Source organism: Neorhizobium sp. USDA 3394, assembly GCF_056280385.1.
The window spans coordinates 2,543,534-2,559,201 of sequence record NZ_JBWCDU010000001.1 but is presented as its reverse complement, the minus strand read 5'-3'; the positions used below and the strand labels follow the sequence as shown (position 1 = coordinate 2,559,201).

20 protein-coding genes are annotated in these 15,668 nt (G+C 61.0%); 4 read left to right on the top strand and 16 right to left on the bottom strand.

The window, feature by feature from the left end; genetic code table 11:
• Positions 1 to 22: 22 nt before the first annotated feature.
• Both ACZ9EJ_RS12400 and ACZ9EJ_RS12395 read right to left on the bottom strand, forming a co-directional pair.
• A complete protein-coding gene (locus ACZ9EJ_RS12400) occupies positions 23 to 1,522 on the bottom strand; it encodes an ArnT family glycosyltransferase (RefSeq protein WP_052764654.1) in 1,500 nt (499 codons plus the stop codon).
• Positions 1,506 to 2,525 (bottom strand): glycosyltransferase family 2 protein, encoded by a 1,020-nt coding sequence (locus ACZ9EJ_RS12395; RefSeq protein ID WP_046629889.1) that lies wholly within the window; start codon positions 2,523 to 2,525, stop codon positions 1,506 to 1,508. The genes ACZ9EJ_RS12400 and ACZ9EJ_RS12395 overlap by 17 nt, the downstream gene beginning before the upstream one ends.
• Before the next feature lie 83 nt (positions 2,526 to 2,608).
• Between ACZ9EJ_RS12395 and ACZ9EJ_RS12390 the strand changes: the two genes are divergently transcribed.
• Positions 2,609 to 3,571 carry a lysylphosphatidylglycerol synthase transmembrane domain-containing protein gene (locus tag ACZ9EJ_RS12390; RefSeq protein WP_046641486.1) on the top strand — a complete coding sequence of 321 codons (963 nt, stop codon included), beginning with the start codon at positions 2,609 to 2,611 and terminating at the stop codon, positions 3,569 to 3,571.
• On the opposite strand, the gene vapC is transcribed toward ACZ9EJ_RS12390, so the two are convergent.
• The 11 genes from vapC to ACZ9EJ_RS12335 all read right to left on the bottom strand — a co-directional run bounded on the left by vapC (position 3,572) and on the right by ACZ9EJ_RS12335 (position 9,547).
• Complete coding sequence (gene vapC, locus ACZ9EJ_RS12385; protein ID WP_046629891.1) at positions 3,572 to 3,961, bottom strand: type II toxin-antitoxin system VapC family toxin; 390 nt, start codon at positions 3,959 to 3,961, stop codon at positions 3,572 to 3,574.
• Complete coding sequence (locus ACZ9EJ_RS12380) at positions 3,958 to 4,188, bottom strand: type II toxin-antitoxin system VapB family antitoxin (RefSeq protein WP_046629892.1); 231 nt, start codon at positions 4,186 to 4,188, stop codon at positions 3,958 to 3,960. The genes vapC and ACZ9EJ_RS12380 overlap by 4 nt, the downstream gene beginning before the upstream one ends.
• A 59-nt stretch (positions 4,189 to 4,247) precedes the next feature.
• On the bottom strand, positions 4,248 to 5,750 hold the full coding sequence (amn, locus tag ACZ9EJ_RS12375; RefSeq protein WP_046629893.1) for an AMP nucleosidase: 1,503 nt from the start codon (positions 5,748 to 5,750) through the stop codon (positions 4,248 to 4,250).
• A 75-nt stretch (positions 5,751 to 5,825) separates the two neighbouring features.
• Entirely contained in the window at positions 5,826 to 5,996 is a 171-nt protein-coding gene (locus ACZ9EJ_RS12370; RefSeq protein WP_251090831.1) for a hypothetical protein, read from the bottom strand.
• A gap of 313 nt (positions 5,997 to 6,309) precedes the next feature.
• Positions 6,310 to 6,603, bottom strand: a complete 294-nt coding sequence (locus tag ACZ9EJ_RS12365; protein WP_046629894.1) for a hypothetical protein — start codon at positions 6,601 to 6,603, stop codon at positions 6,310 to 6,312.
• A 449-nt stretch (positions 6,604 to 7,052) separates the two neighbouring features.
• Positions 7,053 to 7,307 (bottom strand): hypothetical protein, encoded by a 255-nt coding sequence (locus ACZ9EJ_RS12360; protein WP_080955804.1) that lies wholly within the window; start codon positions 7,305 to 7,307, stop codon positions 7,053 to 7,055.
• An 87-nt stretch (positions 7,308 to 7,394) separates the two neighbouring features.
• Positions 7,395 to 7,661, bottom strand: a complete 267-nt coding sequence (locus tag ACZ9EJ_RS12355; protein WP_046641484.1) for a hypothetical protein — start codon at positions 7,659 to 7,661, stop codon at positions 7,395 to 7,397.
• An 87-nt stretch (positions 7,662 to 7,748) separates the two neighbouring features.
• On the bottom strand, positions 7,749 to 7,973 hold the full coding sequence (locus ACZ9EJ_RS12350) for a hypothetical protein (RefSeq protein ID WP_046629897.1): 225 nt from the start codon (positions 7,971 to 7,973) through the stop codon (positions 7,749 to 7,751).
• Positions 7,974 to 8,059: 86 nt separating this feature from the next.
• A complete protein-coding gene (locus tag ACZ9EJ_RS12345; protein ID WP_046641483.1) occupies positions 8,060 to 8,329 on the bottom strand; it encodes a hypothetical protein in 270 nt (89 codons plus the stop codon).
• A gap of 87 nt (positions 8,330 to 8,416) precedes the next feature.
• A complete protein-coding gene (locus ACZ9EJ_RS12340) occupies positions 8,417 to 8,635 on the bottom strand; it encodes a hypothetical protein (RefSeq protein WP_046629899.1) in 219 nt (72 codons plus the stop codon).
• Positions 8,636 to 9,208: 573 nt separating this feature from the next.
• Positions 9,209 to 9,547 carry a DUF2147 domain-containing protein gene (locus tag ACZ9EJ_RS12335; RefSeq protein WP_046629900.1) on the bottom strand — a complete coding sequence of 113 codons (339 nt, stop codon included), beginning with the start codon at positions 9,545 to 9,547 and terminating at the stop codon, positions 9,209 to 9,211.
• A gap of 537 nt (positions 9,548 to 10,084) precedes the next feature.
• Between ACZ9EJ_RS12335 and ACZ9EJ_RS12330 the strand changes: the two genes are divergently transcribed.
• Positions 10,085 to 10,351 carry a sel1 repeat family protein gene (locus tag ACZ9EJ_RS12330; RefSeq protein WP_007758903.1) on the top strand — a complete coding sequence of 89 codons (267 nt, stop codon included), beginning with the start codon at positions 10,085 to 10,087 and terminating at the stop codon, positions 10,349 to 10,351.
• 190 nt (positions 10,352 to 10,541) lie between these two features.
• Here the strand turns inward: ACZ9EJ_RS12330 and ACZ9EJ_RS12325 are convergent, their stop codons facing one another.
• From ACZ9EJ_RS12325 to ACZ9EJ_RS12315, 3 genes are all read right to left on the bottom strand, one after another.
• On the bottom strand, positions 10,542 to 11,651 hold the full coding sequence (locus ACZ9EJ_RS12325) for a pyridoxal phosphate-dependent aminotransferase (protein ID WP_046641482.1): 1,110 nt from the start codon (positions 11,649 to 11,651) through the stop codon (positions 10,542 to 10,544).
• Between the two features lie 76 nt (positions 11,652 to 11,727).
• On the bottom strand, positions 11,728 to 12,591 hold the full coding sequence (locus tag ACZ9EJ_RS12320) for a LysR family transcriptional regulator (protein ID WP_046641481.1): 864 nt from the start codon (positions 12,589 to 12,591) through the stop codon (positions 11,728 to 11,730).
• A 344-nt stretch (positions 12,592 to 12,935) separates the two neighbouring features.
• Positions 12,936 to 13,289, bottom strand: a complete 354-nt coding sequence (locus tag ACZ9EJ_RS12315) for a PilZ domain-containing protein (RefSeq protein ID WP_080954079.1) — start codon at positions 13,287 to 13,289, stop codon at positions 12,936 to 12,938.
• 284 nt (positions 13,290 to 13,573) lie between these two features.
• Here ACZ9EJ_RS12315 and ACZ9EJ_RS12310 point away from each other — a divergent pair, with 284 nt between their 5' ends.
• Complete coding sequence (locus ACZ9EJ_RS12310) at positions 13,574 to 14,803, top strand: NAD(P)/FAD-dependent oxidoreductase (RefSeq protein WP_046641480.1); 1,230 nt, start codon at positions 13,574 to 13,576, stop codon at positions 14,801 to 14,803.
• An 11-nt stretch (positions 14,804 to 14,814) separates the two neighbouring features.
• On the top strand, positions 14,815 to 15,615 hold the full coding sequence (locus ACZ9EJ_RS12305; protein WP_046641479.1) for an aldolase/citrate lyase family protein: 801 nt from the start codon (positions 14,815 to 14,817) through the stop codon (positions 15,613 to 15,615).
• The last annotated feature ends 53 nt before the right edge of the window (positions 15,616 to 15,668 follow it).

Below are 15,668 nucleotides of genomic sequence, written 5' to 3'. Positions count from 1 at the left end.
GGAAGAGGGAGCCTGCCGGTCTCTACCTGCCCGGTTCCACCCACGCATGACCGAACGTGACGCTGTCCCGTCCACCCGAGAAGAGATAGGGCACGGCCTTGGTCGCAGGCACCAATCCTTCCGTGGCCACCCCGTTCGCCCGCAGATAGGGCTTGAGAGCGTCGAGTGTTTCACCGCCGCCCTGCCAGACGATCAGCCCCGGCTGTTTTCTCTCCGCCTCGCCGAGTGGCGGCGTCTGCCCGAAACTCTGCAGCAGCACGCGCGCTTGCGGCAGTTCCAGCCGGGCGCTTCCGGCAAGATAGGGATCGTCGGTGATCACATAGGCCGGCTTGGCACCGCCATGCTCCGCCACCACCTGTTCGATGAACGGCCCGGACGGCAGGTTTTCCTTGGTATAATCGCCGAACATCGGGCCGATGACATTGCCGGCCGCGATATAGACGACGAAGCCGAGCGCCAGCACCGCCACTGGAAACAGCAGCCGCGGGATGCTGCGGCTTGTATCCGCATTGGCAGCCTCGAGCCTCAGGCAGAGATAGAGCGGCAGCAAAACCAGGAAGGGCGACAGCCATTTTTCGCTGATGCTGGTGGCGCCGAAACCGAGCCCGATCAGCCCGACGGCGATCAGGCAGATGACCAGCGTCCGGCCGATCACCCGCGTCCATTGGTTCGTCGCCTGCCAGGTATCGATGAGCGGCCGCCGGAAGGCGATCAGGAAAAAGGCGAGCACCGGCAGCCCGCCGGTCAATACCGCCGCCAGAAGCGTGCCGATACCGGACAGCCGGTCGAGAATGGGGTTGCCGGACGCGTCCTCGCGCATCGCCTTGATCGTCCCGGCGGTTGCTTCGCCCAGGTTTCCGAGCACCCAAAGGCCGTGCGGCAGGCAAATCACCGCCGTGACGGCAAGCGCCGGGACCAGCCGCCAGTCGAGAATGCGCTTGCGCATCTCCGGTTCCGGCAGGACGGCGAGGATCGCCGCGACCGGCACGATGACGAAATTATACTTGGCGATCAGCCCGAACCCGACCGCAATGCCGGTCAGCAGATACGTCCACAGGCTCGGCCGCGTCAGCGTCCTGAGGAAACCGTAAAAGAACAGCGCGACGGCAAACAGCGTGGCGATCGCGTGCGTCAGGTCCCGCTGCGCCATGACGCTGACCGCCGGCATGGCGATCACGCCGATCATGGCGATGGCGACGAGCCGCGGGTCCTTCAGCAACACCCGAGCCGCGAGCCCATAGACCGCGCAGGTGAGGAAAAGCAGCAGGTTCTTGACCAGCGAGATCGCAAGGACCGACGGGCCGATCAGGTGAACGACGCCGTATTGCAGCCAGTTGTAGAACGGCGGCTGCCGGCCGTAGCCCATCAGCAGGAACTGCGACTGGTAGAGCTGTTCCGCTTCGTCGCTTTCGAGCGCCTCCGAGCGCAGCACCCGAAGGATGACCGCGAGCACATAATATGCAGCGATCAGCCAGAGGATGAGATCGGGACGGCGGGCAAGCGCGTCACTGATGCGCCGCATCGCCCTCATAGACTTCCCTGACGATGTAGCTGAGCGAGTTATCGTCGCGATAATAGGTGCGGGCGATCATTTCGGCGAGAATGCCGGTGGTGATCATCTGCACCGCTGACAGGAACAGCATGACGCCGATGAGGAACAGCGGTCGCGTGCCGATGTCGTTGCCCATCACGAACTTGTCGATGAACAGGTAAAAGAGAATGATCGCCGACAGCGCCCCCAGCCCAAGGCCGAGCGAGCCGAAGAAATGCCCCGGCCGCGCCTTGAAGCGCATGAAGAACATCACCGACAGCAGATCGAGGATAACCCGGAAGGTGCGGGAAATGCCGTATTTGGAAACACCGTGCTGGCGCGCATGGTGGGTCACCGGCATCTCGCCGATCCGCGAGCTCGGCACCACGCCCGCGACCCAGGCCGGAATGAAGCGGTGCATCTCGCCCATCAGCTTGACCTGCCTGATGACGGAGCCGCGATAGATCTTCAGCGAGCAGCCATAATCGTGCAGCCGCACGCCGGTGATGCGGCCGATCAGCCGGTTGGCGATGAAGGATGGGATCTTGCGCAGCAGCAGCCCGTCCTGGCGGTTCTTGCGCCAGCCGACCAAGAGGTCCAGCTCGCGCCGCTCCAGCTCGGCTACCATGCTGGGAATGTCCTTAGGGTCGTTCTGCAGGTCGCCGTCGAGCGTGGCAATCAGCCGGCCTTCCGCCTGGTTGATGCCGGCCTGCATGGCGGCGGTCTGGCCGAAGTTGCGCTGCAGCGCCACGATCTTCAGGTCGAGACCGGGGCGGTTCAGCGCCTCGCGGGCATTGGCGATCGTCGCATCGGTGCTGCCGTCGTCGACGAGAATGAGTTCCCAGGTCGTGGCGTAACCGTCCATTGCCGCGCAGATCCGTTCGATCAGCGGGCGCACGCTTTCTTCTTCGTTGAAGAGGGGCACGACGAGGGACAGTTCGATCGGCTCGGCCGTCTCGATGAGGCCCGTCACCGACTCTGCTGTTGTACGCACCTTGCGTTTCTCCTAAACCACGGGCTTGAAAGGCCTTCCGATAATGGCCGAAACCCGAAATTTCACATGGGGCACCCTACTATATGAAGAATTCTCCGGTTGCCAGCCGCCGGGCGTGGATAATTCGCCACGCGATGACGCTTGCAACGGTGGCGATCATCCTCGTCTATGCCGCCTTCATTCAATGGGTCTGGGGCTGGCAGAGCGTCGTATCCCTTTGGAACGGCGCAGGCTGGGGCTCGGCGGCGCTGGCGCTGGCGCTGCTGCTCGGCACCTACGTTCTGCGCACCTGGCGCATATACGATTATTTCCCGGCCGAGACCGGCGGCCGTTTCGGCTCGCTGCTGAGGCTCGTCCAGGTGCACAATCTCCTCAACATCATGCTGCCCTTCCGCACCGGCGAAGCGAGCTTTCCGCTGCTGATGAAGCGCGAGTTCGGCCTGGGCGTTGCGCGCAGCACCGCTGCGCTGTTGGTCATGCGGCTCTTCGACCTGCACGCGCTGCTCGCCGCTGCCGGCACGGGCCTGGCGCTGCAGACGGGAAAGCTCTGGGCCTGGGCGCTCTGGCTCGCCTTCCTCATCCTGCCGGCGATCGCCTTCGCGCTGCGCGGCCAGGCCTTCCGCCTTGCGGCCAAGGCTCTGCCGAACAAGGCGAAAAGACTGCTCGACGAGGTCGAGGCCGGCCTGCCGCTCGATGCGAAAGCCTTCGCCCGCGCCTGGGGCGCGACGCTGATCAACTGGTTCACCAAGATCGCCGTCCTCGCCTGGGTCCTCGGCCTTTTGGGTGACCTCTCGATCGCCGCGAGCTTCGGCGGCGCCCTCGGCGGCGAGCTCTCCTCCGTCCTGCCGGTCCACGCCCCCGCCGGCGTCGGCACCTATCCCGCCGGCATCACCGCCGGCGCCATCGCCTTCGGTGCCGGCACCGCCGGGCTGCCCCTGGAAGAACTCGGCCAGGCGGCCGTCAATACGCATCTTCTGGTGATCGTCTCGTCATTGGTGGGGACGGCGCTGTCATTGCTGGTGGCGAGGCCGACAAAGGTCGAGTGATCAGGCAATCTGCAGGCCGAGATGTTCGACCATCGGCAGGTAGTCCTTGTCTCTCTGCAAGAGGCTGTGGCGATGTTCGATGCAATAAGTACCGATAATCATATCTATCGTCTTCCGGACCGTGACGCCTCGATCCCGAAGAGTACGGTAATTGGCTGCCGCTTTTATTGCGAGTGACGGAGACAGCATCTGTGCGACGGGAAAGTCGCGGAAGTTCTGTTCGATCCAGCGGGCTTGCTGGGAATCGCGAGCACCCTGAAGTACTTCGAGCATGATGATATCGCCGACAAGAACAACGCCCTGGGGTATGAAAGAACGCAACCTATCTGCGACGTCGACATCATCTTTTCGAAATAGCGAAATCCAAACGGAACTGTCCGCGACGATCATCCGCTACCCTTCAGGCCCCAGTCGGCAAACCTTGCCGAATCGTTCCGCATTTCATCGAGATCGCCATCCCAGCCGATGCCTTCGAGGTTATCGACCGCGCGCATCTGCCGGCGAATACGGACCAGATCTCTCAATGCCTGCTCTACCGTCGCCTTCTTTGTCGGCAGGCCAGTCAGTTCCATTGCTTCGGTGATCAGTTCGTCATCAAGTTCGATATTGGTGCGCATAGCCACCTCGTGTGTATGAATTCGGAAAAACATACACCAAGGTGGCTAGCCTTACAACATCACTGAAACGCCGTCTCATAAAAGCTTCTCAGCTTGCGCGAATGCAGTGTCTCGGTCGGCATGGCCGCGAGTTTCTGCACGGCGCGGATGCCGATCTGCAGGTGTTGGCTGACCTGGGTGCGGTAGAAGGCGGTCGCCATGCCGGGCAGTTTCAGTTCTCCGTGCAGCGGCCGGTCGGAGACGCAGAGCAGCGTTCCGTAGGGCACGCGGAAGCGGAAGCCGTTGGCGGCGATCGTCGCCGATTCCATGTCGAGGGCGATTGCCCTTGATTGGGAGAGGCGCTTCACCGGCCCGCGCTGGTCGCGCAGTTCCCAGTTGCGGTTGTCGATCGTCGCGACCGTGCCGGTGCGCATGATCCGCTTGAGCTCGAAGCCCTGGTAGCCGGTGACCTCCTCGACGGCGCTTTCCAGCGCCTGCTGCACTTCGGCAAGCGCGGGGATCGGGATCCACACCGGCAGGTCGTCGTCGAGCACGTGGTCCTCGCGTACATAGGCGTGTGCCAGTACATAGTCGCCGAGGCGCTGGCTGTTGCGGAGGCCGGCGCAGTGGCCGACCATCAACCAGGCATGCGGGCGCAGCACGGCGATGTGGTCGGTGATCGTCTTGGCGTTCGAGGGCCCGACGCCGATGTTGACGAGGGTAATGCCCGCATGGCCCTTCTTCTTGAGGTGATAGGCCGGCATCTGCGGCAGGCGGACGACCGCGTCGGTTTCCGGCCTGTCGGTGCCTGCAAGCGTGACGATATTACCGGGCTCGACGAAGGCCGTATAGCCGTCACCGCCGCGCGCCATCATCTCGCGGGCCCAGGCCGCGAATTCGTCGATATAGAACTGGTAGTTCGTGAACAGCACGAAGTTCTGGAAGTGATCGGCGCTGGTCGCCGTATAGTGGCTGAGGCGGGCGAGCGAGTAGTCGATGCGCTGGGCGGTGAACGGCGCAAGCGGCGCCGGCTCGCCGGGCACCTGGTCGTATTCGCCGTTGGCGATCAGGTCGTCGGTATTGTTGAGATCCGGCGTGTCGAACAGGTCTCGCAAGGAGATGTCGGCGAGCGAACTGGTCGCCGATGCTTCCACATGGGCGCCTTCGCTGAAGGCAAAATGCAATGGGATCGGTGTCGTCGATTCCGAAATCGTCACCGGAACGCTGTGGTTGCGCATCAGGAGGCCGAGCTGTTCCTTGAGGTAATGCCGGAACAGCTTCGGGCGGGTGATCGTCGTCGTATAGACGCCGGGCGACGAGACGTGGCCATAGGAGAGGCGCGAGTCGGCGTGGCCGAAGGAGGTCGTCTCGATGCTGACCTGCGGGTAGCAGGCACGGTAGCGGCCGGTCACGGCAGCACCATCGGCAAGCGCCCCGAACGCATCGATCAGGAATTTCGTATTGCGTTCGTAGAGTTCGGTCAGGGCATCTACCGCCTCGACCGGATTGTCGAAGGCGCGCGGCTCTACCGGGCTCGGGCTGATGAAGGAAAGCGGGGTCAAGGAAAAGATTCGTGTGTTCATGCGCTATTATAGAGGGAACTCAATAACAATCAAACGACGTTGAAAGGCTCCCACCGGGTCATCACCCGAACTTTTTCAAAGCGCCGCGACGCAGTTCGGCGTGGCGGGGTGATAGCAGGGCACCGCGGTGCCGAGATGCACGCGCAGATCGTTGCGCGCCGGAGCGGCGACGAGTGCGGCAAAGGTGAATGCGAAAATGGTCATGATCAGCGCTACGATTGTCAGGCGGCGTGCAAGGACGGTCACGGTTCTCTCCCCAAAGCCAATGACGGCAGAATAAAGGCGCGGGGCTGAATACGTCCTGAGAGAGGGTTTCATCCGGCGTTCAGAATGGTTAACCCGAAAGGCCGGAAGGCACGACGAAGCGTCTATGACTCCGACGGCGGCAACATTCGCGGGGCACCCCGTTGCCGAGGCGGCGGCAAACCCTTGCGGAGCACTGCGGTCATGAAAAAAGCCGGCCACAAGGCCGGCTTCGAATAGGTTCTGTTGGTGGAGAGGTCGTCATCCCGCGCATCGGTTGCGACCTGCGCGAGATGCGGTATCTTGAAGCAACTGCTTAGTTGTGCGGACGCAACGTACCGTCGTAGTAGTCGCCTTCGTCCTGTCCACCATCGAGATCGGCGTTGCCGCTCGCGTTGTTGTACATGTAGCCGGTGCTCGGATAGATGCTGCCGGTCGACATGGTGTCCACGCCCTGGCCACGATCCTGGCCGCGATCCTGCTGGATGGTCGGCGGCGAGTGGGGCAGACCGCTCGGGTCCGAATAGACCGCGTTTTGTGCCGCGGCTGCACCGGCGAAACCAGCCGAAATGATAACAGCAGCAATCCCGGAAGTCAGATAGGCTTTCATTTTCCTGTCCTTTCCATCTGTTCTTATGTTGCGAAGCGATAGGACATCGCTCCGTGCGAGGTACAAATCCCTGGAAGGGAGGATCGTTCCAATAGAAATGGAGCGGAGCTGCCAACTAGCGGTTTTTCTGAGCGGCAAAAAGGCCTGCAATAGTGCGGGAAACCGGCGGCGTAGTGCCAAATGCAGGAAATCTCACGAAGAAGAGCATCAACGTGATTGATTCGTGGAAAAGCTTCACTTAATCTTGAACTCGATGGCTGGTTTCAGAGTCCGGCCATCACGCACCGGAAGGACGATTGCGACCCGTCTTTCCAATCGGTGTCTTGAATGAACTGCGAATACCAGCCGCTTGCGCGGCTGGTATTTCATTTTTCCCGTATGTTTTCCGTCTTTTGATCCCGCAACGGGCCAGGCTCTGTGCGGCTATCGATGGCGAACGAACTTCAGAGTTAGTTCGGGCGGTTGACGCCGCTGTAGTAGTCGCCGCTGTCCAGATCGGAGGTGCGGTTATCGCGGCCACCGCCATTGTTGAACGGAAGCTTGCCGTCCTGACGATCAATGCTGCCGGTGTTCAGGCGATCGATGGATGTGGCAGGTCCAGTCTTCTGGGCACCCTGGTAATAGTCGCCTTCGGCAAGTGCTGCACCGGCGAAGGAAACCGAAGCGATCAGGGCTGCGGCGAGGGCGGAAGTCATCTTTGTCATTGTCATATGCCTTTCAGAGTTGCCCGCGGCAGTGAGTTTGCGACCCGGCCTGCGGACATATGTTCGGTGTCTTTGAATGGGAGGCGGTTAGTTCGGACGAACTGCGCCTTCGTAATAGTCGCCACGGTTCAGAGTGACCGTGCCGTCGAACCACTGGTTCGACTGGGCGGAACCCTTGGCGCGGGCGATAGAGCCGGTATAACCGAAGCTGTCGACGCGGGCGCCATGGACGGACTGGGTCTGCTGGGTGGGCTGTGCGCCTTCGTAATAGTCGCCTTCATCGGCGAGAGCTGCGGTGGCGAACGAAGCCGAAGCGATGAAGGCTGCGGCGATAGCGGAAGTGATCCTGGTCATTGTGGTAGTCCTTTCAGAGTGTTCCGCGGCTCTTGAGTTTGCGACCTGGCCTGCGGAAATTGTTTCGATGTATTCAATGAACTGCGATTAGTTCGGGCGGTTTGCGCCTTCATAATAGTCGCCGCGGCCGATCGGAGCAGGGATCTGGTTGGCGTTCTGCTGGTCCTTGGCGATGCTGCCGGTCTGAACGTGGTCGACGGTAGCGGAAGCCTTGGAGGCGCCTTCGTAATAGTCGCCTTCGGCGAGTGCGACGGAAGCGAACGAAGCCGAAGCGATCAGGGCTGCGGCGATAGCGGAAGTGATCTTGGTCATGGGAATAGTTCCTTCAGAGTTGCCCGCGGCTTTCAGTTTGCGACCTGGCCTGCGGAGATTGTTTCGGTGTCTTGGATAGGAGGCGATTAGTTCGGACGAACTGCGCCTTCGTAATAGTCGCCACGGTCCAGGGTGACGGTACCGTCGAAGGACTGGTTCGAACCCTGGGCATTGGAGACCGAGCCGGTGTAGCCGTAGCTGGCCGAACCCTGGACCTTCTGATGTGCTGCCGGGTGCTGCTGGCCAGCCGACGGCGGGGTGACGCCTTCGTAGTAGTTGCCTTCAGCAAGAGCGGCGGTGGCGAAGGAAGCCGAAGCGATAAGGGCTGCGGCGATGGCGGAAGTGATCTTGGTCATGGTGGTAGTCCCTTCAGAGTGTTCCGCGGCTTTCAGTTTGCGACCAGGCCTGCGGATGGTTGTTTCGGTATCTTGAATGAGCTGCGATTAGTTCGGGCGGTTTGCACCGTCGAAATAGTCACCGCTGTTGACGTCTGCCTGGATCTGGTTCTGTTGATCTTGCGCAATGCTGCCGGTCTGAACGTGGTCGACAGTAGCGGAAGCCTTGGAGGCGCCTTCATAATAGTCGCCTTCGGCAAGAGCGGCGGAAGCGAACGAGGCCGAAGCGATCAGGGCTGCGGCGATAGCGGAAGTGATCTTGGTCATTGTCTTTATCCTTGGGTTATGTTCGGTTCGGTCTTGGGTTCGAACCGGAGTGAATTTCTGTTTGCGATGCTGATATCGGACCGATCGGTTCGATCCGAAAGCCCCCTATTTCGGCGACTGCTGTCAATGAAATGTTGACAACGAAAGCCGCCCGGGAAAATTGCACGCGAAAAGTGTATGTCGCGACAATTTTGCGACAACTGCCATGGATAAATCGATTAAGTTACCATTTATTAAGATAATTATTCAATGAAATCAGTTAGATGTTCGACTCCGAAAGAATTTACACCGACTGCGTGTGCTTTTCTGCGAATCGTGTCTTTTCCGTGGCTTTTTTGCGGCATAAATTGTGTGCAAGGGGTATTCAAGCTTTTCACAAAACTGTGACATTAGAATTTTGCGATTTTTTACACCCAAAATCGATGCCGTTTCCGTGATCACATTGCCTTTTCTTGATGCGACGCAGCAAAATATTCGGGCACCCTTGACGGTCGGAAACGAAAAATGGCCGTGCCGTTGCCGGCGCGACCATCTCTGCACTTCTTATATAGCGATGATATTTGGGCGACCGGCTTAGAGGCGCGTCCACGTCTGCGACTTGCAAAGGATGGCGAGAACGCAGCCTTTCATCTTGAGCGAATTGCCGTTCACCGAACCGGACCCGCTATAGGTCTTGTCCTCGGCGGGGTCGGTAATCTCGCCGCTATATTCGCCGTCCTTGCCGGAGAGCTTGCCGATCTGCTTGCCCGAATGTTTGCCGGTCTTCAGCGTCACGCAATAGGCGGTGCCGCATTTGCCGATGACCGCGGTCTCGCCGCTGGCGGTCTTCCAATTGCCTTCGATCGGCTCTGCGGCTCGGGCTCCGGTCGCGGCAAGTGCCAGCACTGCAACAAGCATCAGTCTGCGCATCATGATTGTTCTCCTCCTTCGCTTCCGCCGCTGGGCTCTTCGTGAGCAGACAGACAGCGTGGTTTCCTCCAGTTCGCACTCCTCTGTACGAACTTGCGCCGAAATTTATCTTACGCACACGTAAAGGTAAATATGGATCCGGCTGGATATGGGCGGAATTTCAGCGGCTGAAGGGCCGGGGTTTTCCACAGCCCGGGGGCGGGTTCGCCGAACCGAACCGTATTCGTAGTTAGCGTTCGGTTTAAATCCTTTTCTAAACTTTTCGTAAAAATCTCCGCAAAATCCTTAAAATGCAAGGCATCCCATGTTTAACAAAAGCTCAAGTTTACGAAGTGTTTTATCTTTGTTTTCGTTGAATTAATCATGCTTTTTAGGCGTCTTTTGGAAGGTTGGGCGCATAGTGAAGTCATCAAACGAGCGGGAAAAACCGCCGGCCGGAAGGATCGAAACAGCCGCTTGAAGACGGTGATCCGGACGGAGCCCGAAAGGGCAGGAAACAGGGCAGACGACGAACAACAGGCTTTAACAGGGATCAAACCGATGGCACGCTTTGAAATGAACAATTCCGGAATGGCCACCATGGGTGGCGAAACCCGCGCCGACACTTTCTGCGAAATGGGCCTGATGTATGCGACTGGCCGTGGTTGCGACGTCGATCTCGTTTCCGCTCACAAATGGCTCAACATCGCCGCGATCAAGGGCTCCGACCGCGCCGCCGAGTTGCGCGCCGACCTTGCGCAGACGATGAGCAAGATGCAGCTGGCCGCAGCACTCCGCGCCGCTCGCGAATGGATGACCATGCACTGAGCGCCTTCAGGGAGCGCCGTGGTCGACGAATTGACCGGCCCCGCAAGAGGGCCGGCGGGAGAACAATCCAAAAGACAGCACCCAAGAGGGGGTCGGGAGACAGGACGGTCGGGTCTGGACGGGGGCGACCGCCTGAAATTGAGACCGCGACCGGCAGGAACAAGGCCGGCGCGGTCGTTTTCCGTATAGCCTAGAGGCTCTTCAGCACCTTCGGCAGCGCTTCTTCAAACAGCGCCATGTCCGATTCCGGGCCTGTGCTGACGCGGATGCAGCGGTTGAGCTGCGCGACACCCGGCATGCGGATGAAAACCCCGTGCTCCATCAGCCCATCGACGATCGAGCGCGCATAGGCGCCGTCGCGACCGCAATCGATCGCCACGAAGTTGGTGGCAGACGGCAGCGGTTTCAGGCCGTTGGTTTCAGCGATGGCCGCGATCCGGTCCCGCGAGGCCTTGATCTGCCCGATCACCTTGGTGAGGTAGGCCTGGTCCTTCAGCGCCGCGAGTGCCGAGGCGACGCCGATCCGGTTCATGCCGAAATGATTGCGGATCTTGTCGAAGGCCTCGGCCGTTCCGGGTGTCGATATCGCATAACCCACCCGCGAGCCGGCCATGCCGTAGGCCTTCGAGAAGGTCCGGGTGCGAATGATGTTCGGCCGGTCGATCAGGGCGGCGATATCGGGCGTCGCGCCGGCCGGGCCGGTCTCGCAATAGGCCTCGTCGAGGATCATCAGGCAGGTTTCCGGCAGCGCCTTCGCAAACGTAACGATGCTGTCGGCGTCCCACCAGCTTCCCATCGGGTTGTCCGGATTGGCGAAATAGACCAGCGGCGCGTTTTCGCGGCGGACGGCTTCCAACAGCCCGTCGAGGTTTTCGCGGTCCTCGACGTAAGGCACAGTCACCAGCCGGCCGCCATGGCCAGCCACATGGAAGTTGAACGTCGGATAGGCGCCGAACGAGGTGACGACCGGCATGCCCGGCTCGATCACCATCCGCACGATCAGCCCCAGCAGGCTGTCTATGCCTTCGCCGACGGCGATATTGTCAACCTGACAGCCCAGATGCGCGGCGAGCGCCTGCTTCAGCTCGAAATTTTCCGGATCCGCGTATTTCCAGGTGCTCGCCGCCGCAGCGCCGATCGCTTCGATGACGGAAGGTGCAGGGCCGAAGCCGTTTTCATTGGCGCCGATGCGAGCCTTCACCATGAGACCGCGATTGCGCTCGATGGCCTCGGGTCCGACGAAGGGCACGGTGGCGGGAAGGGCGCTGATCAGCGGTGTAAAGCGCGAGAATACAGGCATGGGCTTCAGTTCCGGTTCTCTAAAACCGGCACACAATAGGATCGATTCACCGGCATGCAAGTCTGCTTGGGCTCGATTAGGCTTGATCGCCGCTAAATCTTTTCGCCTCCCGTTTGAAAAGCGCGTCGAGCCTTTCGATGACCTGACGTACCTCCGGCCGGTGCCGGTCGTCGTCGTTGGCGACGATCCACATCGTATAGGTAAGCTCCGCGATGACGCCGCCCTCGCGCACCAGGCCGGGAACGGAGTCGCCGATGAAGCACGGCAGCACGCCGCGCCCATTGCCGCTTGCAATCAGCCGCAGCAGCAGTTCCGGAGAATTGGTCCAGGTGCGGATATCAGCCTCGTGATGCTGAAACACCCATTTATCGGCCGGCGAATGGGAGCTTTCGGTGCCGATCGAAATCCACGGCACGGCCTCGTCTTCGGCAAGCCTATCCTCTCTATATATACAGTGTGCGACAGTAACCGAGCGACGGGTCGCCACATTGCCGGATTCAGGCCTTCGACCGACGATGCCGACATCCGTTTCGCGATAGGTGAAATCTACCCCCTTGTGCAGCGATTTGCAGCAGAGTCGGAACCGGTCCTCCTTGCCTCGAATCTCTGACATATGGTCGCTGACGAAACCGGAAAGCCAGGCGTCGGCGCCGATCGAAACGATCGGCATGGCAAAGGCCTGCGACTTCCAGCCGGCGATGCTGTCGGCCGTCTTCTGCATGGCGCGGACATGTTCGAGCAGCGTTTCGCCGTCCGGCGCCAGCCGGTAGCCCTGGTGGCTGCGCACGAACAGGGTCCGGCCGGTTGCCCGCTCCAGCGCCAGCATCCGCCGGCCGATCGTCGGGGCGCTGAGGCCCGTGCGGGCGGCGGCGCTGCTCAGGCCCCCTTCGCTCGCCACATGCAGGAACAGTTTGAGATCGTCCCAGCCCGCATCCGTCATGTGAGGCACCCTATCGTTTCACCGGTGATCGTCCCATCGTTCATGGATGAAAAGCGGCTTTCGCCGGCGCGTCTACAAGGCCCGCGGCAAATCCCTAGCTCGATGGCATCGCATCATAGATGGAGTGACTGCCATGCTTCTCAACTGGGTGAAACTTTGGGAACCGCTGAACAAGGGAAAGCACGGGTGCGGCCTGACCGGGCCGCGCCACCCGATGGCCGATCCCCTCGAGGCTGCCGAATGGCGCGGGCTTTTGTGGGCCGTGCCGATTCTGTCGCGGCTGGCGAGCGGTGGCCGGAAGCGGCGGGAGGAAAAAGCCCTCCGGCCGCGAGACTATCTGCCGGTCAATGACTCGTCTCGAAACTCAGCCGGATCACGTGATGCAGAAACTCGGCGTCGATCAGCATGTTGAAGCCGACGGTGACCTTCTCTTCCTCGCGGCGGATCACGGTGCATCCGATGTCGTCCTGGATGCCGAGGATTTCGAGGAAGAAGTTGTTGGGCATCGGCAGGGTCGGACCGACCTCGATTTCCGCACCGTAGAGCGAGATGCTGCGGATCAGGCAGCGGAAGCTCGTTTTGGTGCTGAGATGATGACCGACAAGTATGACCTTGCCGGGACGGTCGATCGCGAACTTCTCGAAGGCCTGGTCGCGGGGGCCGTTTTTTCTGGTGTCCTGGTCCATAGTCAAGGGCATGACACCCTCCCGTTTCATTCGTACGATGTGACTATATTCCTCGTCCGCTGACACATTCTGAAACGGATTGATAAAATGCGATCGGATAGGCGGAAAATCGCCGAAAAATCCGGCATCTGGTCGCTGGTGAAGCGGTTTTTCCTTCCGTATGGAACAGCTGCGAACTCAAAGCGTGTAATCGCCGATGTCGCGTTGTTGACGGACCGGTGTCGCGGGGATACCCCTTTCGATCGGATTAATGGTGCTATCTCAACGAAAACCATGATCAGTGTGGGGAGTGGGACGTGACGGGCAGGTTGGTGATAATTGGCGCGGGCCAGGCGGGTTTCGCGCTTGCTGCAAAACTCCGGGCCCTGAAGGATGCGCGGCCGATCACGATCATCGGTTCGGAAGACGTGATCCCCTACCAGCGCCCGCCGCTCTCCAAGAAATATCTGCTCGGAGAGATGGAATTCGACCGGCTGACCTTCCGGCCCGAAAGCTGGTTTGCCGAACACGATGTCGAGCTTCTGCTCTCCACCTATGTCGAGGAGATCGACCGCAAGGCAAAGTCGGTCCGTATGCAGGACGGTGCCGTGCTTGAATACGACACCCTGGCGCTCGCCACCGGCTCGACGCCGCGCACGCTGCCGCCAAGCGTCGGCGGCGATCTCGATGGCGTCTTCACGGTGCGCGACAAGCGCGACGCAGACCTGCTCGCCGGCGAAATGAAGCCGGGCCGCCGGCTCCTTATTATAGGGGGCGGTTATATCGGCCTCGAAGCCGCCGCTGTCGCCCGCCATCTCGGCCTCGAAGTGACGCTGATCGAAATGGCCGACCGCATCCTCCAGCGGGTCGCGGCCAAAGAGACCGCCGACGTGATGCGCGCCATCCACGACAGCCATGGGGTGGTCATCCGCGAAAAGACCGGCCTGCACCGCCTGATCGGCGGAAGCGGCCCGGAAGGGAATCACGTGCGCGCCGCCGAGCTTTCCGACGGCAGCACGATCGACGTCGATTTCGTCATCGTCGGCATAGGTGTGAAGCCGAACGACGATCTGGCGCAGCAATGCGGCCTCGAAGTCGGCAATGGCGTCATCGTCGATGAATTCGTCCGCACCTCCGATCCGTCGATCTTCGCCATGGGCGACTGCGCCATGCTGCCCTGGAAGGGCGAGCGCATCCGTCTCGAATCGGTACAGAACGCTGTCGACCAGGCGGAAGCCGCCGCAGCGATCCTTGCCGGCGGCTCCGCGCCCTACGACGCAAAGCCGTGGTTCTGGTCCGACCAGTACGACGTGAAGCTGCAGATCGCCGGCTTCAACATGGGGTATGACGAGACGCTGGTGCGCAAGGGCGCCCGCGAGGGCAGCCTGTCGATCTGGTATTTCCGCGAGGGCCGGTTCATCGCCGTCGACGCGATCAACGACGCGAAGGCCTATGTAAGCGGCAAGAAGCTGCTCGATACCGGCATCCAACCGAACCGCGACGTCCTCGCGGATCCTGCCGCTGACCTGAAACAGCTCCTCTCCTGAAGGATAACGCCATGCCGTCTCCGAGGAATCACTTCAAGGCGGCGCTCAAGGCCCGTCAGCCGCAGATCGGCCTCTGGCTGAACATGGGTGAGGCGCTGACCGCCGAGATTGCCGGCAATGCCGGTTTCGACTGGCTGGTGATCGACGGCGAACACGGGCCGAACGACCTGCGCAGCATTCTGGCGCAATTGCAGGCTCTCGCCACCTCTCCCTCGGAAGTGGTCGTGCGGCCGCCGATCGGCGAAACCTGGGTCATCAAGCAGATGCTCGATATCGGCGCCCGCACGCTGCTCGTGCCGATGGTCGATTCGGCCGAACAGGCGAGGGAGCTCGTCAGGGCCGTGCACTATCCGCCGCGCGGCGTGCGCGGCGTTGGTGCGGCCGTTGCCCGCGCCTCCGGCTTCAACTCCATTGCCGACTATGCCGAGACGGCTGCAGACGAGATCTGCCTGATCGTCCAGGCCGAGACAATGGCTTCGATCCGCGACCTGGAGAACATCGCCGCGGTGGACGGTGTCGACGGCGTCTTCATCGGCCCGGCCGACCTTTCGGCCGACATGGGGTATCTCGGCCGCATGGAGGCCCCGGAGGTCCAGGAGGTGATCGAGAAGGCAATCGGCACGATCGTGAAATCCGGCAAGGCGGCCGGCATCCTGACGTTCAGCGAATCCCTGAACCGCCATTATCTCGATCTCGGCGCGAGCTTCGTGGCGGTCGGCGCCGATGTCACCGAATTTTCCGGGGCGCTGCGATCGCTGGCCGGCCGCTACGGCCGTGGTGGCGGCGTCGGCAAGCAGCGTTCGGGCTACTGAGAATCAGCGAAGCGGCAAGAATGGAATCACTTGTTGCGATTCGCGTGTCGTGA